At 66.1% G+C, this 22,736-nt stretch carries 27 protein-coding genes; 18 read left to right on the plus strand and 9 right to left on the minus strand.

Annotation, left to right across the window (positions count from 1 at the left end):
* Nucleotides 1-79: 79 nt before the first annotated feature.
* Nucleotides 80-1,081 carry a DUF3179 domain-containing protein gene (locus V5A38_RS09005; RefSeq protein ID WP_332325426.1) on the minus strand — a complete coding sequence of 334 codons (1,002 nt, stop codon included), beginning with the start codon at nt 1,079-1,081 and terminating at the stop codon, nt 80-82.
* Nucleotides 1,078-1,824, minus strand: a complete 747-nt coding sequence (locus V5A38_RS09010; protein ID WP_332325427.1) for an alanyl-tRNA editing protein — start codon at nt 1,822-1,824, stop codon at nt 1,078-1,080. Before V5A38_RS09010 ends, V5A38_RS09005 begins: the two co-directional genes overlap by 4 nt.
* Nucleotides 1,825-2,054: 230 nt before the next feature.
* Here V5A38_RS09010 and V5A38_RS09015 point away from each other — a divergent pair, with 230 nt between their 5' ends.
* Entirely contained in the window at nt 2,055-2,750 is a 696-nt protein-coding gene (locus V5A38_RS09015) for an HD domain-containing protein (RefSeq protein WP_332325428.1), read from the plus strand.
* A 66-nt stretch (nt 2,751-2,816) separates the two neighbouring features.
* On the opposite strand, the gene V5A38_RS09020 is transcribed toward V5A38_RS09015, so the two are convergent.
* A complete protein-coding gene (locus V5A38_RS09020) occupies nt 2,817-3,809 on the minus strand; it encodes an NAD-dependent epimerase/dehydratase family protein (RefSeq protein WP_332325429.1) in 993 nt (330 codons plus the stop codon).
* 156 nt (nt 3,810-3,965) lie between these two features.
* Between V5A38_RS09020 and V5A38_RS09025 the strand changes: the two genes are divergently transcribed.
* Nucleotides 3,966-4,169 (plus strand): hypothetical protein, encoded by a 204-nt coding sequence (locus V5A38_RS09025; protein ID WP_332325430.1) that lies wholly within the window; start codon nt 3,966-3,968, stop codon nt 4,167-4,169.
* A 36-nt stretch (nt 4,170-4,205) separates the two neighbouring features.
* Here V5A38_RS09025 and V5A38_RS09030 read toward each other — a convergent pair whose 3' ends face one another.
* Nucleotides 4,206-5,399 carry a pyridoxal-phosphate dependent enzyme gene (locus V5A38_RS09030; protein WP_332325431.1) on the minus strand — a complete coding sequence of 398 codons (1,194 nt, stop codon included), beginning with the start codon at nt 5,397-5,399 and terminating at the stop codon, nt 4,206-4,208.
* Nucleotides 5,400-5,535: 136 nt separating this feature from the next.
* Between V5A38_RS09030 and V5A38_RS09035 the strand changes: the two genes are divergently transcribed.
* Nucleotides 5,536-6,714: a thiolase domain-containing protein gene (locus V5A38_RS09035; RefSeq protein ID WP_332325432.1), complete on the plus strand. Its 1,179-nt coding sequence runs from the start codon at nt 5,536-5,538 to the stop codon at nt 6,712-6,714.
* Nucleotides 6,711-7,097: an OB-fold domain-containing protein gene (locus V5A38_RS09040; protein ID WP_332325433.1), complete on the plus strand. Its 387-nt coding sequence runs from the start codon at nt 6,711-6,713 to the stop codon at nt 7,095-7,097. Before V5A38_RS09035 ends, V5A38_RS09040 begins: the two co-directional genes overlap by 4 nt.
* A gap of 19 nt (nt 7,098-7,116) precedes the next feature.
* On the opposite strand, the gene V5A38_RS09045 is transcribed toward V5A38_RS09040, so the two are convergent.
* Complete coding sequence (locus V5A38_RS09045) at nt 7,117-8,220, minus strand: alpha/beta hydrolase (protein WP_332325434.1); 1,104 nt, start codon at nt 8,218-8,220, stop codon at nt 7,117-7,119.
* 92 nt (nt 8,221-8,312) lie between these two features.
* Here V5A38_RS09045 and V5A38_RS09050 point away from each other — a divergent pair, with 92 nt between their 5' ends.
* From V5A38_RS09050 to nth, 6 genes are all read left to right on the plus strand, one after another.
* The gene (locus V5A38_RS09050; RefSeq protein WP_332325435.1) at nt 8,313-8,990 is read left to right on the plus strand and encodes a metal-dependent transcriptional regulator; all 678 of its coding nucleotides are present in this window, start codon (nt 8,313-8,315) and stop codon (nt 8,988-8,990) included.
* Between the two features lie 3 nt (nt 8,991-8,993).
* Nucleotides 8,994-9,806, plus strand: coding sequence for a TMEM165/GDT1 family protein (locus V5A38_RS09055; RefSeq protein WP_332325436.1), 813 nt, complete (start codon nt 8,994-8,996; stop codon nt 9,804-9,806).
* 38 nt (nt 9,807-9,844) lie between these two features.
* Complete coding sequence (locus V5A38_RS09060; protein ID WP_332325437.1) at nt 9,845-10,600, plus strand: LysE family transporter; 756 nt, start codon at nt 9,845-9,847, stop codon at nt 10,598-10,600.
* 50 nt (nt 10,601-10,650) lie between these two features.
* Nucleotides 10,651-11,697: an NAD(P)-dependent glycerol-1-phosphate dehydrogenase gene (locus tag V5A38_RS09065; protein WP_332325438.1), complete on the plus strand. Its 1,047-nt coding sequence runs from the start codon at nt 10,651-10,653 to the stop codon at nt 11,695-11,697.
* A 546-nt stretch (nt 11,698-12,243) separates the two neighbouring features.
* The gene (locus tag V5A38_RS09070) at nt 12,244-12,852 is read left to right on the plus strand and encodes a DUF420 domain-containing protein (protein WP_332325439.1); all 609 of its coding nucleotides are present in this window, start codon (nt 12,244-12,246) and stop codon (nt 12,850-12,852) included.
* An 82-nt stretch (nt 12,853-12,934) separates the two neighbouring features.
* Nucleotides 12,935-13,618: an endonuclease III gene (nth, locus tag V5A38_RS09075; RefSeq protein ID WP_332325440.1), complete on the plus strand. Its 684-nt coding sequence runs from the start codon at nt 12,935-12,937 to the stop codon at nt 13,616-13,618.
* A gap of 41 nt (nt 13,619-13,659) precedes the next feature.
* On the opposite strand, the gene V5A38_RS09080 is transcribed toward nth, so the two are convergent.
* Complete coding sequence (locus V5A38_RS09080) at nt 13,660-14,139, minus strand: hypothetical protein (protein WP_332325441.1); 480 nt, start codon at nt 14,137-14,139, stop codon at nt 13,660-13,662.
* Nucleotides 14,140-14,241: 102 nt separating this feature from the next.
* Between V5A38_RS09080 and V5A38_RS09085 the strand changes: the two genes are divergently transcribed.
* The 8 genes from V5A38_RS09085 to V5A38_RS09120 all read left to right on the plus strand — a co-directional run bounded on the left by V5A38_RS09085 (nt 14,242) and on the right by V5A38_RS09120 (nt 20,038).
* Nucleotides 14,242-15,159 carry a hypothetical protein gene (locus V5A38_RS09085; protein ID WP_332325442.1) on the plus strand — a complete coding sequence of 306 codons (918 nt, stop codon included), beginning with the start codon at nt 14,242-14,244 and terminating at the stop codon, nt 15,157-15,159.
* A gap of 109 nt (nt 15,160-15,268) precedes the next feature.
* Nucleotides 15,269-15,922, plus strand: a complete 654-nt coding sequence (locus V5A38_RS09090; RefSeq protein WP_332325443.1) for a plastocyanin/azurin family copper-binding protein — start codon at nt 15,269-15,271, stop codon at nt 15,920-15,922.
* Nucleotides 15,922-16,311: a hypothetical protein gene (locus V5A38_RS09095; protein ID WP_332325444.1), complete on the plus strand. Its 390-nt coding sequence runs from the start codon at nt 15,922-15,924 to the stop codon at nt 16,309-16,311. The genes V5A38_RS09090 and V5A38_RS09095 overlap by 1 nt, the downstream gene beginning before the upstream one ends.
* A 3-nt stretch (nt 16,312-16,314) precedes the next feature.
* Complete coding sequence (locus tag V5A38_RS09100) at nt 16,315-17,121, plus strand: cytochrome bc complex cytochrome b subunit (protein ID WP_332325445.1); 807 nt, start codon at nt 16,315-16,317, stop codon at nt 17,119-17,121.
* A 4-nt stretch (nt 17,122-17,125) separates the two neighbouring features.
* Nucleotides 17,126-17,890: a cytochrome bc complex cytochrome b subunit gene (locus tag V5A38_RS09105; RefSeq protein WP_332325446.1), complete on the plus strand. Its 765-nt coding sequence runs from the start codon at nt 17,126-17,128 to the stop codon at nt 17,888-17,890.
* Between the two features lies 1 nt (nt 17,891).
* The gene (locus tag V5A38_RS09110) at nt 17,892-18,263 is read left to right on the plus strand and encodes a hypothetical protein (protein WP_332325447.1); all 372 of its coding nucleotides are present in this window, start codon (nt 17,892-17,894) and stop codon (nt 18,261-18,263) included.
* A 177-nt stretch (nt 18,264-18,440) separates the two neighbouring features.
* Nucleotides 18,441-18,710, plus strand: coding sequence for a hypothetical protein (locus V5A38_RS09115; protein ID WP_332325448.1), 270 nt, complete (start codon nt 18,441-18,443; stop codon nt 18,708-18,710).
* Nucleotides 18,711-18,850: 140 nt separating this feature from the next.
* Nucleotides 18,851-20,038, plus strand: a complete 1,188-nt coding sequence (locus V5A38_RS09120) for an MFS transporter (RefSeq protein ID WP_332325449.1) — start codon at nt 18,851-18,853, stop codon at nt 20,036-20,038.
* Between the two features lie 229 nt (nt 20,039-20,267).
* On the opposite strand, the gene V5A38_RS09125 is transcribed toward V5A38_RS09120, so the two are convergent.
* From V5A38_RS09125 to V5A38_RS09135, 3 genes are all read right to left on the minus strand, one after another.
* Complete coding sequence (locus tag V5A38_RS09125; RefSeq protein WP_332325450.1) at nt 20,268-20,708, minus strand: hypothetical protein; 441 nt, start codon at nt 20,706-20,708, stop codon at nt 20,268-20,270.
* A 54-nt stretch (nt 20,709-20,762) separates the two neighbouring features.
* Nucleotides 20,763-21,458 (minus strand): hypothetical protein, encoded by a 696-nt coding sequence (locus V5A38_RS09130; RefSeq protein ID WP_332325451.1) that lies wholly within the window; start codon nt 21,456-21,458, stop codon nt 20,763-20,765.
* Nucleotides 21,459-21,504: 46 nt separating this feature from the next.
* A partial coding sequence (locus V5A38_RS09135; RefSeq protein WP_332325452.1) for a M28 family metallopeptidase occupies nt 21,505-22,736 on the minus strand: 1,232 nt, incomplete at its 5' end.

Genomic DNA, 22,736 nt, shown 5'->3' on the forward strand with positions numbered 1-22,736 from the left:
CCAGGTGACGCAGCACCCGATAGATACCGATGTCCTCCAACCAGTTGTCGACGGAACCGGTCTCGAGGGCGAGGAACCGCTACCCCGACTCAAAGAAGGCGTCGCCGTGGTCGTCGTACCAGGCGAACGCGAACAGTCGCTGTGCGGGCAGTCGTTCCAGTGACTCCCGGTTGGCGGCGACGTGGGTCGCAGGGTTGTCCAACGGCGCTCCGGTGGTCGGGTCCCACATCACCCCATCAGCACGAACCCCCCCGCGTGTCGACGTCCAGTCGTAGCCCGGGTCACGATAGGCGTGAAGGCCGTCCGCCGTCGCGAACACGACGACCGATTCGCCGCCGACTATTGCGGTGACGACGCCGCCTGCGTCCTCGATTCGCGTGCGCGGAACGCCGAGAGCTTCGCCGCCGAGGACGAGTCCGAGAACCGGTTCCTTCGCGGCGATATCCTCGCGCTCCCACTCCCGACCAGCACCCTCGCCGCGGTGGGCGCCGAGTCCGAACCCGTCGCCCTCGACATACTCGCGATAGGGGTCGTCCTGGTACTCGATTTCGGCCGGCGAATCGGACTCACTCGCCGCTTCGCTCTTCCCGCCGGGTTCGGCCATGATGACGGCGTCGTCGTGGGATTTGCGGAACTGGTCCCAGGTGGTCGTCGTCGCCGGCAGCACGCGCAGGCTCGCGCCCTCGAGCTGCCCGGCGATAGCCTCGCCGAGTGATTGTTTCCACTCTGAGCCCGTTTCGCGGTCGTACATCACCAGGTCGTCGTCCGCCAGTTTGCCACTCACCCCGAACTCCAGCGTGCCGGGGTCGTCGGCGCCCTCGGGGAGGCTCTCCGCGGGCGGCCGACGGTCGTAGACGACGGCGCTCCCACAGAGCGGGCACCACGTCACGGCGATGGGGACCCCGCCGAGGCTGTCGTTGGCGATTTCGTGGTAGTTCAGATACCGAATCGGGTAGGCCCGGGCCTCGCCACCGAGTTGGATCCCGACGACGTCGTCGTCGGGGGGTGAGTGGTCATCGACGAACGTCGGGTTCTCCACGCTCGGGATGGCATCCTTCGGAATGACCTGTCTGACGTTCATTCGAGTTCGAACCTGATCCGTTCCTGTTCGCTCCCTTTCGTCTCGCGACCAGTAATCGTTAGCTCGCCGATCTCCTCGGTGTTCGCCACATGAGTGCCCGCGCAGGCGGTTCGGTCGTACGGGTCGTCCGCCTCGTCATCGCCGCCGATTTCGACGATACGGATCTCCGTAATCGAGTCCGGCAGCAGCGAGAGGCGCGTGCGCTCGGGGTCGAGCGTCTCCTCAGCTTCCTCGCGCTCGAGCACGTACCAGTCGACGGGTCGGGCCTCGTCGACGAGTTCGTTGAGTCGGGTCTCGATATGCTCGAGTTCGTCGCTGTGGAACCGCTCGTAGGCGCAGTCCAGGCTGGCACGGTCCGCGCGCACCTGATTGCCGGTGGTCTCGGCGTCGTACTGGTTCAGGAGGAGCGCTGACAGGAGATGCTGGGCGGTGTGGTAGCGCATGTGGCTGTACCGGCGCTCCCAGTCGAGTCTCCCCGTCACAGTTGACCCGGCGGTGGGGACGTCGGCATCAGTTCCCTCTGCGGGTTCGAGATACTGGTGAATGCCGTCGTGTTTCTGGACGTCGACGACGGTCCAGGCCCTGTCATCGGTAGTCAGCGTTCCAGTGTCGTTGGGTTGGCCGCCGCCCTCGGGATAGAAATGGGTACGGTCGAGCACGACACGGTCGTCGCTCACGGTTCGCTGGACGGTCGCTTCGAACTCCCGGACCGTCGAGTCCTCCAGATAGGCCTGCTCGGTCATATTCCGTTGGAGGAGTGGGACGCACCTAACGGTTCTGTCGGCGGCGGGGTTCCCAGAGAGTGCCTGCGAAAGATAGGGAGACCCTCAGAACGGGGGCGAATCGACGGACGGTTCCGCCCCACCAGCTGCTGTGACGCTGCTTTCCCGGTCCCGTAACGCCTAAGAGCGAAACGAGCGTCGCTTCACGTAATGAAACACGAACGTGCTACGATTACGACCGGAGGGGGGCTGTGGGAGTCGAAATAAGGGGGTCGCCCGTCTCCGCCGAGGAGTTCGCCGATATGGAGGATTTCGTCCACGACTACCTCGCCGCCAGCGTCGAGGGGGAGACGGACGGCGGCCGGATGCGCTGGTACCCGTGGCACTCCGCGGAGTACCGGTTCAATCACATCCGCAACGTCGTCGACATCGCCGGCCGAATCGCCGCGGAAGTCGGGGCGAACGTCCCGGTGGTCCGGGTCGCCGCAGTTTTCCACGACGTGGCGAAACTGGAGGCCAAACAGGACGTCCACGCTGCGGCGGGCGCTCGCGTCGCTCGCGAGTACCTCACCACGCGCGCCGACTACCCCGACTCCTTCGTTACCGAAGTGTGTGGGGTCGTCGAGGCTCACTCCTACCAGGGGCCGCTCTCGGACGTCTCCCTCGAGACGCGGTGTCTCATCGAAGGCGACGTACTTGACAAGGTCGGCGCCAACGGCACCGTGCTGATGCTGCTCCGCATGGGGTACGAGGCGCGGAGCCATATGGAGGCGCCGGAGATGGTCGACCGTGTGCTCGAACGCGGGCGCGAACACGCAGATCGCGTCGAGAGCGATATCGCCGAATCAATCGCCCACCAGCGACTGAAGCGCGTTAAATGGTTCCGGGAGTGGCTGGAAGAGGAGGTCTCCGGCATCGACGAGGACGAGCGAACCGTGGAGTTCTGACGTCGCTCCGTCACGGTTCCCAGTGCTCGGCCCATCGACTTCGACGGAGCGTTCCGGAGCCCCTGCTTAGAGCGTATCAAGCACGTCCAGCACCGCCTCTTCGTTCTCGCGGCCGGGGTCGTACTCGCTGCCGTCTCGATCCGAGAAGCGGTGTTCCTCGACGGTGCGGGCCATCGCCTCCTCGGGCGCTGTCGGCTCCCAGCCGAGCGACGCGAGTTTACAGGTGTCCAGTAGGTGCGGGTACTCCCGGTAGAGAACGAAGTCGTCCGGTTCCAGGCCGGCCGCGGCGAGTTCGTTCTCCGCAGCGGGGACGACGTCGATGTCGGTATCCATCGCGTCAGCAACCAGTTCGAGCATCTCTTCGAGAGTGACCGCGCGCCGGTCGCCGACGTTGTAGAACTCGCCCGGCTCACCCTCCTCGGCGACGACCCGGAGCGCGCTCGCGACGTTTTTGACATACGCGCGGTGCCAGAGGTTCTGGCCGTCGCCCGGCACCACCACGCGATCGGAGGTGTCGACACGGTCGAGCCAGTAGTCCATCCGCTCGGTGTAGTCGTAAGGCCCGTAGACGATACAGGGTCGCACTGACATCGCGTTGACGCCTTCGTCGCCGGCCTGCTGGACGATACGGTCACCCTCGGCCTTCCGTGGGCCGTAGGTCTCGCCCGACTCGTCGACGGCCTGCTCCTCGGTGCACGACCGCATCGCCGTGCGGTCTTCCAGCTTGGGTATCTCCTCCGCGCCGTAGGCGTCGCCGGAGGAGATGTAAACGTAGCCGTCGACGTCCGCGAAGAGGTCGACGGCGACCTCGACGTCCTCCGGGTAGTAGGCGACGCAGTCGATGACGATGTCCGGCCGAGCCGACAGTGCAGCGGCCCGGAGATCAGTGTCCTCGCGACGGTCCCCCTCGATATGGGCGACGCCGTCGCGGTCGGCGAAGGGGTTCTCGTGGTTGCCGCGGTTGAAGATAGTGACGTGATAGCCGTTTTCGAGTAGTTCTTCGACCGTGTGCCGGCCGATGAAGCGGGTGCCGCCGATGACGAGCGCGCTCTGTGCCATAGCTCCGCTTTGGCTGCCGATAGGAAAGCCCCGCGGAAGCCGGTAGCAGGTTCCGGCAGTCGTGCCCGGTGGGCTGTCCGTCGGTTCCCGGCCGGGTGTCAGTCGGCCCTCAGTTCGGCCATCGGTTCCTTCCCGACTCCCGTCCACTCCGTAGCGATGACGATCGAGACGGACGAACTCGTTGTCCGCGAACCGCCGACGCATGCGGCCATCGACGAGGCGTTCACCGTCGACGCCCGCGCGCTCGAGGTTCAACTCCAGCAGAACAACGGAAAGTTCGACTTCCACGCCGTCGCCAAGGAGGAGGGCGTCGCGACTGTCCCCGTGACCAACCCCTGGGACCTCGGTCACCCCGACTGAGCGGCCGGCTGGCGCGGTCCAGTTCACCGTGCCGTCTCAGATACCTTGACTCATCAGGTGACTCCGCAGCACGTCCGGGGTTTTCGACGCGCTCTCCGTGTTGACGAGCACCGCTTCGTCTGTCTCTCCGAGCGTGCCGTCCGCCACGAGGGCCCAGAGCCCTGCAGCTGCGACGCCGCCGGCCAACCCAACCTCGACCGTCTCGGTGGAGGCGATTGCGACCGCGCTCTCCAGCGCGTCGTCGTCACCGACGGTCAGCGCGGCGCCGCCGGTCTCACGGAGCGCTGCGAGCGCGAGCGCGCCACCTGGCGGGTCCGGCACTTCCAGTTCGCCGACGATGGTGTCGGGAGTCGCCCACTCCTCGGTCTCCTCTCGGCCGGCGTCCCACGCTGCCGCGATGGGTGCACAGCCCTCGGGCTGGACCGCGTAGACGGCCGGAAGCTCGTCGACGAGCCCCAGCGCTCGGCATTCCCGCAGCCCCGTAACCACGCCGACGACGAGTTCACCAGTGCTCGCTGGGAGAACGACGGCGTCAGGCGTCTCCCAGTCTCGATCAGCCAGGAGCTCGTAGGCGAGCGTTTTCAGGCCGTCGTGGCGGTAGGGTGTCGCGAACGGACCCAGATCGAGGTAGTCGCTCTGGAGCTCCGTCGAAAGCGCCTCGACGGCATCGCCGAGGCGGCCCGGACAGACCTTCATCTCGCCGCCGTGGACGTTGACGAGCGCCTTATTCGAGAACGGCGCGCGCGAGGGGACGAACGCGTACGAGCGGAGGTCAACCTGTCCGGCGTAGGCGGCCATGGACTGGCCGGCGTTGCCCGGGGAGGCGCAGGCGATCAGCTCCGCATCTGCGTGGTCTGCGGCGGTGACGGCGGCCGAGAGCCCCCGGTCGAGCACCGTGCCAGTCGGGTTGCGCGCCTCGTCTTTGAGCGTCAGCCCGGCGAGACCCAGTTCGTCGGCGAGTCGCGGTGCGTCGACGCTCGGGGTTCCGCCCTCTGCAGCAGAGCGCGCCGACTCGGCCGTGAACGGGAGCACTGCGTCGCGATCCCAGTGAGTTCTGCCGTCGCGGACGGCGGCGACGTCGACGCTGCCGAGGTCGTACTCGGGCGAGCGTGGCGCGCCACAGTTCGGGCAGGCGCCCGGGGCAGCGAGTTCGGCGTCTGTGAGCTCCTCCGCGTCGACAGAGGCGTCGCAGTCGGTGCAGGCGAGGCCGACGAACGCGTCGCTGAACATACCTCGACTTGGATGGGGGGTGGCAAGGGCCTGCCGGAACTGGTCGCACAGGGTGGCGTGTAGCCGGCCCCCGCGCTGGTGTGAGATGCTCCGGACTCCGGCAGGCCTTTAGCCGAACCGCCCTCAACATCACGCCATGACTGACGTACGCGTCGCCGGTGTGGGGCTGACCCACTTCGGTTCGCACCCCGAACGAACAGGCCGTGACCTCTTCGCCGAGGCAGTGCTCTCGGCGCGACAGGATGCCGGCGTCCCGCCAGCGGACATCGAGGAGCTCAACGTCGGCAACTTCGTCGGCTCCCTCGCAGAGGGCCAGAGCCATCAGGGACCGCTGCTGGCTGAAGCCGCGGGCCTCTCCTGTCCGGCAACCCGCTACGAGGAGGCCTGTGCCTCCGCAGGCGTCGCGGTCCGAGAAGCGGTCCGAACGGTTCGCTCGGGCGAGGCGGACGTCGTGCTTGCCGGCGGGATGGAGCGGATGACCCATCTCGGTACGGACGGGGCGACCCGCGCGCTGGCCATCGCCGCCGACGAACTGTTCGAAATCCGCGCCGGTGTGACGTTCCCCGGCGCCTACGCGCTGATGGCGACGGCGTACGCCGACCGCTTCGACATCGCCGAGGACGACCTCAACACTGACCTCGCACACATCGCGTCGAAGAACCACGACCACGCCATCCCCAACGAGTACGCCCAGTACCAGCGCAAACTCACCGTCGAGCAGGCGCTCGACGCGCCGCCCGTCGCCGAACCACTCGGTCTGTTCGACTGTTGTCCCATCACTGACGGGGCCTCGGCAGTCGTGTTCGTCAGCGAGGAGTACGCCGAAGCGAACGGTCTCGACGCCGGTGTCGCCGTCGTCGGCAGCGGCCAGGGCACCGACCGGATGGCGTTGCAGGACCGCGCCAGCCTCTCATCGACGCCGGCAGCCGACGACGCAGCCGCGATGGCGTACGCGAACGCGGGCATCGACCCCGCCGATATCGACGTGGCGGAGGTCCACGACTGCTTCACCATCGCGGAGGTGCTGGCCATCGAATCCCTCGGCCTCTACGAGCAGGGTGAGGGGCTCAGCGCCGCACGCCGCGGCGAGACGACGGCCGACGGGGAGATACCGGTCAACCTCTCGGGCGGCCTGAAGGCGAAGGGCCACCCGGTCGGCGCCACCGGCGGCTCACAGATCGCGGAGATGACCAGACTGCTCCGGGGTGACCACCCCAACAGCGACGCGGTGGCCGACGCCGACGTCGGCGTCACCCACAACGCGGGTGGGACGGTCGGGTCCGCAGTGGTCCACGTACTGGAGGTGGCAGAATGACCGACGACCGCGTCGATGCTGGGTTCGACGAGTGGCTGCGCGCGCTGGTTACCGAGGACAGCTACTACCTGGAGTGCGAGCACGGCCACGGCTCGCTCCCGCCACGCCGGGTCTGCCCGGAGTGTGCGAGCACTGAACTGAGTGAGGCGTCGCTCCCGTCCACGGGGACTGTGGACGCGGTTACAACCGTCCACGTGCCGACGCCGGCGTTCGTGGACGACGCACCCTACACGACGGTGGTCGTCGACTTCGGGCCCGTTCGGCTCACAGGTATCGTCGTCGATGCGGCGCCCAAGACTGTCGAGGTCGGCGATGACGTCGAACCGAGCGTGGGCGCGAGCGAGACTACTGGTGACGAGGTACTGGTGTTCCGGCCCACATAGGACGGCAGCGGTCGGGTAGCTACGCGTCGTCCGCGTCTTCTGTTTCCGCCTGGGGCTCTCCTGTTTCGCCTTCCTCCTCGCTTCTGTCGTCGGCTCCGGTCGATTCCGCTGTCTCGTCCTCACCAGTCTCCGCCTCAGGGTCGTACTCCTTGACGGCCGAGAAATCGCCCGGGAGTTCGCCCTCGAGCACGTAGTCGAGGAAGGCGTCAGCGCGCTCGACGTGTGGGAGGAGCTTCGCGCGGTCGAAGACGAGCAGTTCAGCACCGGCGGCCTTCGCCAGTGCACGCCCGTCCGAAACGGGGGTGAGCGCAGTTTCACGCCCCCAGATCAGCGTGGTTGGGACGTCGAACTCCGCGAGCGTCGGTCCAAGATCGATGGTGCTATCGAGGTACCCCGCGACGAACGAGGCCGGCGCGAACCGGGCGTTCTGCTGGTGGGCGGTCTCCCACTCGTACTCCTCCCACTCCTCGTCGGCGCCGCTGGGGTTGGCGTAGCCATGGTCCGCGTTGAAGTACTCGATTGCGGGTTTGGAGACGATGAGGTTGAACAGCGCCTCGCCCGCGAGTGGCAGGCGGAGGAGCTCCCGCACCCACTCTTTCTGGCCGCCCGGGCCCGCAGTGGTTGTCGGGCAGACGAGGTAGAACCGGTTCACGGCCACCGACTGGGCGGCGTGTACGGCGTAGGCGGCGCTGAGCGAGGAGGCGATGACTGTCGGCGCTTCGCCTGTCTGGTGGTCGCCACCGGCTTCGCTGAACTCCGCGAGGAAATCCCCGACGAACTCCTCGTAGAACGCCGCCGAGTAGCGCACCGCCGGCCGGTCCGAGCGGCCGAACCCCGGGAGGTCCGGGGCGATAACGTGATACTCCTCGCTCAGCCGGTCGAACACCGCCCGCCACTCGCCGGAGGAGCCTGCGGCGTTGATGCCGTGCAGCAGAACCAGGTCCGGGTCACTGGTGTCGCCGGCCTCCGTGTACGCGACGTTCATCCCGCGCCAGCGGTAGGTGCGCTGCATGCCGTCGAGCGCCGGAGGGAGCTCATCGCTTTCCTCTCGAAGAACCGCGTTTGCCACCGCAGTCACGCCGATCCCGAGACCAGCGTAGCTCAGGGCACGTCGAAGTTTCATTCGAACTGATGTAGACGCGCCGACGGCTTAACTGTGCGCGGTTCCGTCCCGAAGCGCGCCACCTTTTTGCGACGGAACGCGTTAGCAGAGGTATGCTGAGTGACGCGATGGAGGATTATCTGAAAGCTATCTACGTCCTCCAGAGCGAGGAGGGGCCGCCAGTCGCCACCTCGGCGGTCGCCGACTACCTCGAGAAGACGCCGCCGACGGTGACCAGCATGATGGAGAAGCTGGCCGACCGCGGACTGATCGAGCGGGAGAAATACCGCGGCGTCGAACTCACCGAGGAGGGTCGGACCGTGGCACTCGAGGTGGTTCGACATCACCGGATCGTCGAGGCGTATCTCGCCGAGCATCTGGACTACGACTGGGTCGACGTCCACGAGGAAGCCGACACACTCGAACACCACATCAGTGAGGAGCTCGAGCGCCGGATGGCCGGGCTGCTCGAAGATCCAACGGTCGACCCGCACGGCGATCCGATTCCGACCGAGAGCCTCGACCCGGTGGAGGAGACCGGCGCGGCCCGGCTCTCGGATTTCTCTGTTGGCGACCACGTCATCGTCTCGCGGGTCCCTCACGAGAACCAGGCGGAACTCGACTATCTTTCCGAGGCGGGCATCACGCCGGGGAGGGAGCTGGAGCTCGTCGATATCGCGCCCTTTGGCATGGTGACAGTCCGAGTCGTCGAGGACGGGAGCGAACAGAGTCTCCCCGAAGAGCTTGCCGACGCGATCAGGGTCCAGAACGCCGTGGAGGAGGTCGCCTGAACCGTGGGGGTCGCCGTTGCTGAGCCCGCCGTCAGAGCGGTTCCGTTACAGTCCGGTCTCGACATCGTCGTCCAGCGCTACTCGGGCCACGGCCCGCTGATCGCCGCCTTCCTCGCGAACCTGCTCGCCACGTTCGGTGATAAAGGCCAACTGGTTGTCGTCACTCTCGCGTCCAGATACGACACGAAAAAAGTGTTCCTGGGCGCAATGGGGGCGTTCACGCTCTGGTCGGGCGTCGAGGTGATTCTCGGGCAGTACGTCGTTACCGTCCTCCCCGACGACGTTGTCACGCTCATTACCGGCGGGCTGTTCATCCTCTTCGGGCTCTGGACGCTCTCCAGCGCGGTCGCGGCCTTCCGCGCCGAGGTGGGCGTCGTGAGCTCGCCGTTCCTGCGGAGTGATCTCGGCGTCGGGGTCTCGGGCTGGCTCCTCCCCGATCGGGTGTTCATGCGACTCGGCACCCACGGCGGCACGCTGACAGCGTTCCTGTTCGTCCTCTTCGCCGAGTTCGGCGACAAGACCCAGCTCCTGACGATCAACCTCGCGGCGACGTTCCCCGACGCGCCGATATCGGTGTTCCTCGGCGTCATCGGCGCGCTTGGGCTTCGGACGGGTGTCGACGCCGTCATCGGCGAGCGCGTCGAGCAAGCCGTGCCGACGAAGTACATCGAACTCGGTGCCTCCACCGTCTTCCTCGCGTTTGGGCTGGTCGTGCTCGGGCTGGTGCCCGAGAGCTTCCTGCTCGGCGTGCTCGGCACGCTACTGGTGCTCGGCATCGGTGGGCTCCTGCGGCGCTGGAGACACCCCACCGAGTAAACCGTTCGACTTTTCGCAATTCTTCCGTATGTACAGACGTGTTCGAGACGCTCCCCACGCTCGCCGCCGGTGCGGTGTTCGGCCTCGCCCTCGCGGCCCCGCCCGGCCCGATGAACGCGGTTATCGCCGAGGAAAGTGTGCTTCGAGGCTGGCTCGCGGGATTCAAAGCCGGGCTCGGTGCGGGTCTCGCGGATTTCGCCTTCTTCCTGCTCGCGGCGGCGGGCGTCGTCGGCTTTGTCCAACGGTATCCGACCGTGCAGGCCGTGCTGTTCGGCGTCGGCGGGCTGTTGATGCTGTATTTCGCCTACGGCGCTGCGATCGGCGCGCGATCCTCGTTCGCGCCGGTCTCCGTCGACGTTGACGAGCGAAGCTCGGCTGCCAGTCAGACGCAGTCTGACGACGCCGAGACAGGGACGGCAACCGACCCCGTGGGCCACAGGGCCACCGGGTTCCGCCGTGCGTTCGTGCTGGCGCTCACGAACCCGTACCAGATCCTGTTCTGGCTCACTGCCGGTGTCGGCCTGCTCGACCCCGGCAGCCTCGACGTGCTGGCGATGACGCCATACGTCGGCGACGCACTGACCGGGATGCTCGTCGTCGAGACCGGGAGCGCGATGCTCGTGATGGGCTTCTTCGGCGGCATCGCGCTCTGGCTCCTCTGTTTCCCCGCCGCGCTGGTCACCGCAGGCCGACGCGTGGAGACGTTCGCCCCCGTCGTCGCCGCAGCGAGCGCGCTCGTGCTCGGCGGGTTCGGAGTTGTCTTCCTCTCCGAAGCGTGGGGGATGGTCGCCTAACCCGTGCGAACTCACGAACGCCTTTAGGGGACGGGTTCGACGCTGCAGGCATGTTCGATAAATCGACGTGGATTCGACTCCCCCGGAACGTGCTGGTCGGCCACGGCGTCCTCGAGGACCTGGGTGACGCCGTCGAGGAACTCTCTCTCTCTGGAAACCCGCTCGTCATCACGAGCCCCTCGCCCAACGAACTGGTTGGCGACGACGTGCGGGCACAGCTTCCAGAGCCTCAAACAGTCATTGTCGCCGAGGCCGGCTTCGCGGCGGTCCAGAAAGTCATCGACGCCGCCGAGGAGATGGAGGCCGGCTATCTCGTCGGCCTGGGCGGCGGGAAGCCGATCGACACGGCGAAAATGGCGAGTGACGAACTCGGCATCGGCTTCGTCTCGGTTCCCACCGCCGCCAGCCACGACGGCATCGTCTCCGGGCGGGGCTCGATTCCGGAAGGCGACACCCGCCATTCCGTCGCCGCGGAGCCGCCGCTGGCCGTCGTCGCGGACACCGCGGTGCTCGCCAACGCGCCCTGGGAGCTCACCACCGCCGGCTGTGCGGACATCATCTCGAACTACACCGCGGTCGCCGACTGGCAGCTGGCGAACCGGCTGAAAAACGTCCATTACTCCGAGTACGGCGGTGCACTCGCCAAGATGACCGCCGAGATGCTGGTCGACAACGCCGAACTCATTCGGCCGGGGCTGGAGGAGTCAGCGTGGATCGTGGTGAAGGCACTCGTCTCCTCGGGCGTCGCGATGTCCATCGCGGGCTCATCCCGCCCGGCGTCTGGCGCCGAGCATCTGTTCTCCCACCAGCTCGACCGCATCGCCCCCGGCCGCGCACTCCACGGCCACCAGGTCGGCGTCGGCGCCATCATGACCGCGTATCTCCAGGACGGCCCCGAGGGGATGTGGCTGGATATCCGGAACGCGCTTGCGAGCCTCGACGCGCCGACGACTGCCGAAGACCTCGGCATCTCGGAGGCGGAGCTCATCGAGGCGCTCACGACGGCCCACACCATCCGCGACCGCTACACCATCCTCGGCGACGGCATCACCGAAGACGCCGCCTACGAGGTGGCCGAAGCGACCCAGATCATCTAACCACCGGTTCGGTGGTCGATTGCTCAGTCGAGCGGGAACGACCCGAACTGCTGACGGAGCCTCGCAACCGCATCGTCGACGGCCGCAGCCGCTCGCTCCGGGTTCATGGCTGAGAGATGCGGCTGAGTACTGAAGAAGCCTGCCGCTCACGAGCGTTGGAACGCCGCGCGGCCTGTCCGTGACCGCGCAGCAGTGATGACCAGTCGAGGCGGTGGCGCCAGGCCCGGCCGTAGTGTGGGGGCCACCCCACCGTGGCCGGAGTCCGTCCGACTGGTCGAAGACGGGTGCGTCGCCATCACCCGTGGCTTGAACTGCGACGTCGTCGGACATAAATCCTCGCACATCGGTACCAGTCAGTCGGCAGCGGACCGCCAGGTGGCCTCGATCGTCCCGATGGGCCATCGCCACGAGCGCTACCGCGTCGGCAGAGTCGAGTGATCTGCGAACGTGTTCGAGCGAGACCTCGTCGTCCGCTCACCGGGAACGGCCTCCCCCGACTCGGTCGAACCCGGAACCACCTTGTCGCTTCAGGCCACAACTTCGGCTATGTTACCACGCCTCCGCTCTCGCGCACGGTCGTACCCGCGGGCGACTGTGGTGCTGCTCTCGGTCGTCGGCTACGCGCTCGTCCTCGGGACGTTCGCGGGGGTCGTCCCCGCGGCGGCGTTCCCGACGCTCTCGCAGGCGCAGGTGGAGCTGTTCTCCCACGCCATCGCCGCGATCAACACCACCGCAACCGTGCTGCTCGTGCTCGGCTGGAAATGGATCCGTGAGGGCGAGGTTCAGCGCCACCGGAAGGCGATGACGAGCGCATTCGGACTCATCCTGGTCTTTCTGGTCCTCTACCTCATGAAGATCGGTGGCGGCGGGACCAAGGAGATGGTCGGCGCACCGGAGCTGGTCTACTACGCCTACCTGGCGATGCTCGCGATTCATATCCTCCTCTCGGTCGTCTCGGTCCCGGTCGTGCTCTACGCCCTCACGCTTGGACTCACGCACACGCCACGGGAACTCCGCGAGGAGACGCCCCACCGCACCGTCGGCCGTGTCGCCGCGGGCGCGTGGATTCTCTCGCTCTCCCTCGGCGTCGTCACCTACCTCATGCTCAACTGGGTGTACGCCTACGAGTTCAGCCGCGGGACGGGGATGGGTTAAGCGCGCTTTACCGGCCGGGTAGCCTCCCGCAGCGTGGGCCGGGACCGAACGGTTCAACCGATCCCCACCGGTACAGCCAGGCATGGGTGACCCACCCGACTCACGGAGTGAGCAGGCGGTCGAAATCGCCGACAGGCTCGAAGAAGCGTACCCGGACTCGACCATCTCGCTCCAGTTCGAGTCCAGGCTTCAGCTCCTCGTCTCGGTTATCCTCTCGGCGCAGTGTACTGACGAGCGGGTCAACGAGGTCACCTCGGAGCTGTACGAGACGTACGAAACTGCGGAGGATTTCGCCGCGGCCGACGAGGAGGAGCTCGCCGAGGAGCTCTACTCCATCACCTACCACAACCAGAAGGCGGGCTATCTCGTCTCGGCCTGCCAGGACATCGTCGAGAAACACGACGGCGAGGTGCCTGCAACGATGGACGAACTCACTGACCTCTCCGGAGTCGGGCGGAAAACCGCGAACGTGGTGCTGCAGCACGCCCACGACGTCGTCGAGGGTATCGTCGTCGACACCCACGTTCAGCGACTCAGCCGCCGACTCGGGCTCACCGAGGAGAAGCGGCCGGACGCCATCGAACAGGACCTGCTCGGGATCGTCCCGCAGAGCCACTGGCAGCAGTTCACTCACCTGTTCATCGATCACGGGCGTGCGGTCTGTACCGCCCGGAATCCGGACTGTGGGGACTGCGTGCTCGCCGACATCTGTCCCTCCGAGAAAGGCGATAGCGAGATCGATCTCGCCAGCGGCGAGCCCTGGTAACCCCCGGGAGCGCTATCGGCGAGTCGATAGGTGGTTCTTGCTCAGAGAACGTACTTCAGCAGATACCGGTAGAGGCCAACGAGATACGCGAGGATCCAGAGGAGCGTGTAGCCGAACACGCCGACACGGAGCCGGCTCCGCCACGAGCTCATATGCTCGTGCAGTTCGTCGATGTCGGCCTCCGGGTCCGGGTTGTGGTAGAGCTCCGCCTGGCGCTTGGCCTGGAAGATGCGGACGATGCCGGTGAGGGCAAACAACAGGAGTGCGTACGCCTGTAGCCCCAGGAGCGCGTGTAGCACCGCGAGCCCGGAGAACTGCTGGGTGAGCCGCGGTACCATCCAGAACACGACTGGCACGGTGGTCAGCACCAGCCCGGTGACGACGAACTTCAGGTGGTGGAGGAGCCGGTCCCACGTCATCACCTCCGTCTCGATGGCGTACCACGCGCCGTAGAGGTAAAACGGGAGGCTTGCACTCACGGCGAGGGCGGCGAGGGTGGCGAGAACCGTCTCCCATTCCATCCTCTACAGGTATGGGGCTTGCAGTGGTAAATGGCGCGACTTCGGCATGCCGGGCGGGCCGTTCGCGAAGCGCTTAACGGCGCCCCTGCCATACATCCGTTGATGGCCGATGCCCCTGACAGCGGAGACGAGCCGGCGCAGTCCGAGCGGCAGACTGCCGACACCCCGGCGAGCGACAGTGGGGCGTCGGCGACGGGCGAGGACAGCTCCGAGCCCATCGACGAATCAGTCGAGGCCCAACGGACCGAGGCAGAACTCGAAGAGCTTCGAGAGCAGGTCGAAGCGAAGTACGATTTCGACGAGTTCGGCCGGGCAGATATGGCCGAGATGGAGCGCGAGGAATGGGAGGTCGCGTTCGACGCCGACACCTGGATCACGGGAAACGAGCTTATCGACCGAATCGAAAAGGACCTCGGTACCCGCATCGCCACGCGAGAGGTGTTCGCCCGGCTTGAGCGCCACCCCGGTGAGGAAGGCGACCGGCTGCTGGCCTACTCCGACGAAGGGTACGCGATTGTCAATGCCGACGGCAGCGTCGAGGGCCAGGGGACGGTGCTCCGGGACGTGGAGCCGACCGTCGCGCTCTGCTCGATGGAGGACTACGACCCGCCGGAGCCGCCGGCGAACCCCGACCTGCCCGACCCCGAGGACGTCGAGTCCGGAACCGGCGAACTGGGCAACACGATGCTACAAATCATCGCGGTGACACAGATGCTCGCGGGCATCGGGCTGCTGGTGGCGTGGCTCCTCTATGACCTCCAGCCCAACAGTCCAGCCGGTGATGTCGTCGCCCCCGTCGCCGGGCTCGGGTTCCTGGTTATCGGCGCGTTCCTCCTGCTGGTCGTCGCTAACGCCCGTCTCTCGGACCGATTCCGCGCGGAGGAGTACCGTAACCGGCTTCGGGCCGTCGAAGAGGCGGGTGAACGCCCTGAGTTCGTTCCGACGCTCTCCGAGGCGGGTGGCGAAACGGCGGCGACGCCGCCCAGCGGGGAGGAGGAGACGGGGACGAGCGGCCGCTGAGTGAGCTGTCGCGTGACCCGTCTAACCCCACGGATGCGGGCGGCTCCGGGCCGGTCCATCCCACGGAGAACGGTGGGTTTAAGCGACGGCCGTCCCTGTGTTTACACGTATGAAGAGGCGGGATTTTCTCCGAGCAACCGGCGGTTCCGGTACGGCCGTCGCACTCGGCTCGGGGGTCGCAGCCGGGGCACAGGAAACCGGCACGGCCACCGACACGCCGGGCGGCACCGGAACCGGGACCGGAACTGACACTGCGGGCGGCGGGGGGGGCGGGGGAAGCGGAGGTGGCGGGCCGACCGAGACGGTTATCGTCGGCCCCGGCGGGAGCCTCGTCTACGACCCCGAGACGCTCGAAATCACTCCCGGAACGACGGTGAACTTCGTCTGGGAGTCCGACAACCACAACGTCGTCGTCGAAAACCAGCCCGAGGATGCCGACTGGAGCGGCACCGAGGGTGCCCCCGACGTGACCTACGACACGGGTTACGAGTACAGCCACACGTTCGAGACGCTGGGCACCTACGACTATTTCTGCCAGCCGCACAAAGCTGCGGGAATGGTCGCCAGTATCGAAGTCGTCGAGCAGCTCAGCCAGGCCGGCGGCGGCGGTGAGCAGGAGCTCCACGACCTCGGCGTTCCCATTCAGGCCCACTGGGTCGGCACGGCGACGATCCTGATGCTGTTCGTGAGCCTCCTGTTCACGTTCTACGCGCTCAAATACGGTGAATCACCCAACACCGGCAACACCGGGGGTGGTGAGTAATGTCCACGTCAGGCTCCACGTACGGCGATATCCATCGCTACGAACCGGCACGCGAGAGCACCGCGGCGGCTATCGGAATCGTCCTGCTGACGCTGATCGAGGTCGTCTTCGTCTTCATGTTCGCGTGGGGACTGGTCTCGGGCTGGGCGATCGACCCGGTCGGAAACATGTTCCTCGGTGGCTTGCTCGCTGCAGTGTTCATCGATCTGTCGTTCATCCTGCTGCTCTACCGCAAGGAGTTCCTCCCGGACGTGATGGTGGTGAAAAAGCGCCGACGGAAGTATGAGGACCTCTACGTGCAAGAAGACGAAGTCGACGGCGTACAAGTAGACGGCACCAACGCCTGGGAGCAGGTCAAACGCGCCATCTACCCGTACTACAAACGATAACCAATGAGCCTGAAAAAGAAAGACGAACACGACCATCTGGGCTGGATGCAGGAGAAACAGCTCTCCCCTATCGAGAAGGGGTATCTGTTCACCCTCGTCTGGCTCGACAAGCGGTTCCGGATCGTCGACTATCTCGAGCTACTCGAATCGCTCTACTACCGGGTGAACATGCAGATGCCCAAGAGCCACACGGAGCAGTACAACCTGGACAACAAGTTCTGGTACTGGTACCCGCTCTACGCGCTGGGCTCGTTCTCGACCATCGCGTACGTGGTTGCGGCGATCTCGGGCGCGCTGTTGGGGTTCTACTACTCCCCCGCGTCAGCCGGTGCGGGGCCAGGTGACCCGACCGTCGCCTACAACAGCATCGCGTTCATCATGCAGGATCTCCAGTTCGGGTTTATGCTGCGTTCGATCCACCGCTGGTCGGCGCAGGTGATGACCGCCGCGGTGTTCCTCCACATGCTCCGTGTCTACTTCACGGGGGCGTACAAGGAACCACGCGAACTCAACTGGATTCTCGGTATCATCCTCATCAGCCTGACGATGGTGTTCGGCTACACGGGCTACCTACTCCCGTGGGACCAGCTCGCCTTCTGGGCCGGCCAGATCGGCGTCGAGATGAGCCTCTCGATCCCCATAATCGGCGAGTGGATCGCCCAGCTCCTGTTCGGCGGATTCTCACTGAGCCAGGCGACGCTCCAGCGGATGTACATCCTCCACGTGTTCCTGCTCCCGTTCGTTGTGACGAGCCTCATCGCTATCCACATCGGTATCGTCTGGATGCAGGGAATCGCGGAACCACACTAATCCAATGACCGACGAACCCACCGACGACGCACGCACAGACGGCAGCGGCACGGGCATCGTTCCCCCGGATGGCGAAACGCCGACCTGGAGCGAGCGCAAGAGCCGCCGGGCGGGGCTCCCCCGTCTCACCTACGAGTATTTCGAGCGGTCGCGCCGTGAGGACCAGGACCTGCGCCAGCAGTCCACCTACGTCGAGCGGGACGTGCTCGCGTTCCCGACCTGGCCACACGAGCTCATCCGGAACCTCGCGCTGACGAGCTTCTTCGTCGGGCTCATCCTGTTCCTGTCGGCGACGATGCCGCCACACATCGGCAACCCGGCCAACCCCGGTTCGACGCCGGCGATCATCCTCCCCGACTGGTACCTCTACTGGTCGTTCGGGCTGCTGAAACTGAACGACCTCAACCCGGCGCTCGCGCTACTCAACGGCCAGAAGCTGATGGCCGACCGAACGTTCGGCGTGCTCGCGAACGTCGTTGTCGTCAGCGCTATCGCCGTCGTCCCGTTCCTCAACAAGGGGAACGCTCGACGACCGGTCGAGCAGCCGTTCTGGGCAGCGATCGGGATGGGCGGCGTCACTTTCGCGCTGACCATCTCCCTGCTCTCGGTCAAGAACCTGCTGCCGATGAACGTCCACCTGCTGTTCGACCTGACGTTCCTCGTGCCGCTGGTCGTCGGCTGTATCACCTACGCGGTGCTGAAGACGATGCGCGAAGGGTATATGTACGACCTCAACCGCCGTTACTACCGGATGCGGCCCCCCAAGTAGCGTGACTGACGACGCCGCCCGCGACGACACTGGCAGTTCGGACGGCGTCGACGACGAGTCGCCGTCGGGCCGACGCGAGGTCGAAGTCCCGCTCAGGCTCTACAAAACAGTCACCGTTTTCTCGACGCTTATCGCCATCGTCGCCGTCGTCGTCGGCTTCCTGCTGCTCGATGCGGCGACAATCGGTACTGGTCTCCTTCGCCGCGCCGTCATCTCCCTTCTGTCCGTCCTTTCGCTTACCCCGCCCGAGAGCGTGCTCTCTGCACTGTTTGCGGTCGCCGGCCTCCTGTGTATCGCCGGCGGCGCCGTCGTCTACGTTATGGGGACTCGATTCAAGGCGCCAGAGATGGGCGACGGTGATGGTGTGGACTAACCGCGGCCTCGGAGATGGGCGACGGTGATGGTGTGGACTAACCGCGGCCTCGGAGATGGGCGACGGTGATGGTGTGGACTAACCGCGGCCTCGGAGATGGATGCGGGCTGACTTTCACATCGTCCATCCCGCGATGAATGGGAAACGCTGAAGGGGTATCGCGGCGGAGTACAGATAATGGCTGACGAGTTCATGAAGGGGTTCGGGCTCCTGAGCGGCGCCGGTCTGCTCTGGATCGTCTTCGCCGGCTGGTACCGCACGTCGAGCTTCGAAAGCACCAGACAGCTCATCGAGGCACCCCCCGAGCCGAACACGGTGTTCGATTCGATGGGAATCTTCCTCGCCGACCTGATGCTCTGGACCGCGCTCGTCGGCGCGTTCGTCTTCTGGGTCATCATCCCGGCCGGTCGGCGGGCCCGCGGCGCGCTGGTTGCCGACGAGGAGTAACTCCGTTCGTTCTTTCGGTCGCTACCTTCGGTAGCGAAGCGACCGGCGGTCTCGGAACCCCGACCGGGTTACGCCCGTTCGAAGCAATCGTTTCCTGTACCCATCGCCTATTTGAAGACACCCGGAGGATGCGGGGGTGCATGCGTGAGCGGGCCCGGGTGTTGGCCGTTACGAGCGCTGTACTCTTTCTGGCCGGACTAGTCTGGTACAACTACTCGGCACTGTTGCCGATCGTCGCCGACGACTTCGGGTTCTCGGGCTTCCAGTCCGGCGTCGTCTTCGCGGCGTTCCAGCTCGGCTACGTGATCGCGATCCTGCCCGCTGGTGTTCTTGCCGACCGCTACGACGCACGGGTGATCGTGGCTGCCGGAACGACCGGCACCGGGCTGGCGACCGTCGGCTTCGCCGCCCTCACAGACGGGTTCCAGACGGCGGCGGTGTTTCGGCTGCTCGCCGGCGCCGCGATCACCGGCGTCTACGTCCCGGGGATGCGACTGCTCACAGATTGGTACGAAGCCGACGACCGGGGTGGGGCGTTCGGCATCTACGTCGGGACGTTCTCGTTGAGTTCTGGGATGTCCTACTTTCTCGCGTCGATCGTCGCGTCGTCGTTCGGGTGGCGGATAGCCATCGGGGCGACGAGCGTCGGCGCGGTACTCGCCGGGCCGTTGATCCTGCTGTTGACCCGGCCCCACCCTGACGCGACTGCCGAGGCTGCTGGCTTCGATTTCTCGCTGTTGCGGGACCGATCGTATCTCGCCGCTGTCGGAATTTACGCCGGCCACAACTGGGAGCTGTTCGGGGCACGCAACTGGATTCTGGCGTTCCTGGTGGCCGCTCCGGCCCTGATCGGGACCGGGAACCCGACAGTCATCGCAGGAACACTCACCGGTATCACCGTTGCCCTCGGCAGCGTGGCAAACGTCGCATCCGGGTGGCTCTCGGACCGAATCGGCCGTCTCTGGACCATCACGCTGGTCTTCCTCGCGAGTGGGGCGATAAGCCTGAGCCTGGGAGCTCTCCGGTGGCTTCCGCTGTCCTGGTTGACAGTCATCGTGCTCATCTACGGGATCACTCTGACAGCGGACAGCTCACCTGCATCGACGACGATAACTGAACTGGTCGAGGAAACGAGCGTCGGGACCGCCCTCGCACTGCAATCGTTCCTGGGCTTCGCGGTGACGATCGGATCACCGGTCGCATTCGGCGCGGTGCTCGACCTCGGTGGGTACGGGTGGGCGTTCCCGACGCTGGCGATCGGCCCCCTCGTTGGGCTGGTCGCGATCCTCTATCTTCGTCGGCAGCCAGCTGCGGCTCGGATCACGTGATTCGACCGACAGGGGAGAACGATCGGAACCCTCGACCGCGGTAAATAGCTGGCTCCGTCGGGTTCGTGGGAAATCGTCGACCACTGTAACGGGGAGATGTGGCTCCGGTCAGCGGCTGCTGGTGAGAAATGGTCTCTGCCCTTACGGTGCGAACGACGCGGCGCTATCGGAGCGGTCGAACAGAGCTACCTCGTGTGGGAAAAACACTCCCGGAACAGCGGCCGGTCGGTCAGACGACCGCCTCCCACGGCCCTTTGATGACCCAGAACAGGCTCTGGTAGAGGGCGTAGAGGAGGGCGACGAACGAGGCGATGATGGCTGATTTCGGCAGTTCGAGCGCCATGTCGTTACGCGCCTCGACCTGGCGGGCCTCGAACTCGAAGAAGTCCGAGACGACCATCCCGAGGACGAGGATGGAGAGCACCATCCCGCCGTGGGGATGGACGACCATGTAGAGGAAACAGACGAACACCAGCAGCACCGAGATGGCGACGTGAGGCGTGTAGCGTTCGAGCGCCTCCGCACCCTCGTGTGCGGCGCGTTTGTGCCTGTCGTGTGCTTGGTGCCGTGTAACGAAGGTCGCCAGGAGGAGCGCCAGGATGGCGTAGGGAAGAACCCCGGCGACTGACTCAAGCGCCCCGAGGGGGACGACGAACTCCAATGGGGTCATACTCCTACATCAGGCCAAGATGCTTTAGTGCTTTTCCAATTCGCCTGCGGCCACTCAGTCGAACACCGGGGACACGCAGTCGAACTCGCCGCCGACGCTCACCCGAACTGGCTCGTGGGGGTCGATTTCGCCCAGGTCTTCCTCGTCGGCAAAAAGCGAGACCGTGCCCTCGTTGCGCTCGACCGCTACCTCCAGTGGCCCGGGAACGACCCAGTTGTCGGCTCTGGTGGTGAACGGCGCGATCGGGACGACAGAGAGCCCAGCGCCCGGAGCCAGCAGCGGGCCGCCTGCGGCGCTGTTGTAACCCCTCGAACCGAAGGACGTCGCGACGACGATTCCGTCCGCCCGCACTTCCAGTAGCTCTTGTCCATCGGTCGACAGCGAGTATTCGGAGATGCGCGCGGGCTCGGTCGTCACCAGCGCAGTGTCGAACACCGCGCGGCCGACGCGTTCGCCGCCAACCCCGATATCCAGCACTGGATGGGTGACGAGACGGTAGTTGCCCGCTTGCAGCGCTGTTGCGGCGTCGGAGATCTGCCCCCGCTCGATACCGTGGAAGCTGCCCGCGATTTCGACCGGGAGCAGCGGCACCGACGGGCCCGAGAGCGCCGCGGCTTCGAGCGCTTCCTCTCCTACAGCGAGGACGGCGTCGGCGGCGGCGAGATCCACGACTGCTACCCCGGTTCCCGCGAGCGCGTCCGCGTCGGCCCCCCGTACCGCGACCCGGCGTATCGGGCTCGCCTCAGTCATATCTGCGCCGTCGGGCGGGACCGGCTAAAACCCCGGCGGTCCGGAGTTACTCGAAGTCGTACGGCCAGCCGCCGGTTTTCTTCATCCCCTCGGCCTGGTCCTCCGCCTTCAGGTAGCCGGCCATCGTCTCAGCGTCTTCGTGGTCGATCGACACGTCCTCGCCGGCGACGTCGACGACGAGTTCCGTCAGCAGGATCGCCTGCTCCCGGAGCGTCCGCGGTTCTAGTTTCTCGAGCGTGTCGGCGGAGGTGTGGCCCCAGCCGCGGCCGCGGCCCTCGGAGCTACTGGAGACCATGTAGCCGGGCACGCCCCAGCGAACGAACGGCCAGTGGTCCGAGTGGGGGACCATCCGTGGCACCGTGTCGATGGGATGGTCGAAGCGCTCGGACACGCGCCCAGCGGCGTCCTCCAGCTCGTCGAACCGGTGAGTGGTGAGTTCGAGCGTGCGCCCGCTCATGTTCGAGTCGACGTTGACGATCGCTTTCACCGCCTCGTGGTCGAGGTTTTCGGCCTCGACACTCGACCCGATGAGGCCGACCTCCTCGGCGCCGTATGCGATGCATTTCACTCGGGTATCGAGTTCGTCCTCGCGCTGAGCGAGCGCGCGGGCGACCTCCACGATGGTGGCGGTGCCGGCGCCGTTGTCCCGGGCGCCTTCCGCGATGTCGTGGGCGTCGACGTGGCTGGAGAGGATAACGACGTCCTCGGTGTCTGGGCCGAGTTCCGCGACGGCGTTGCCTGATTCGGCGTCGGGCGTCTCGCAGTCGATGGTGACCGTCACCTCCTCGCCGTCGAAGCGCCGGCCGAGCCGCGAGCCGGTCTCCGAGGAGACGCCGACGGCGGGAATGTCGCCGATTGGCTCGCCTTCGCTGCCACCGACGCTCCCTGTCGGCGGAAGCTGTCCGGGGACGTGGTTTGCGTAGACGAACGCGACGGCGCCCCCCTCGACGGCGTACTGGTACTTCTCCGTTCGGTGGATGTAGCGGTCGAAGTAGTCCGGCACCATCGAGGAGGCGACGACGATCTTCCCTTCCACGTCTGTCTCCTCGAAGTCCGCCGGGACGGCGGCGCCGAGGTCGACCAGTTCCGCAGTCACCTCGCCTGCGGGGCTGCGCGGGAGCGCGATAGACTCCTCGACGGTCTCTGGGGTTTCGATGCTGCTCTCGCCGCGAACCCAGCCCTGCAGGTCGAAGGTCTCGATTCGTGCGTCGCGCGCACCGACAGCGTCGAACGCGTCGCGTGTCGCCTCGAGCCCGTCCATCTCGCCGGGCTGGCCGG

This window comes from Halolamina sp. (assembly GCF_036626355.1).
Lineage (GTDB): Archaea > Halobacteriota > Halobacteria > Halobacteriales > Haloferacaceae > Halolamina.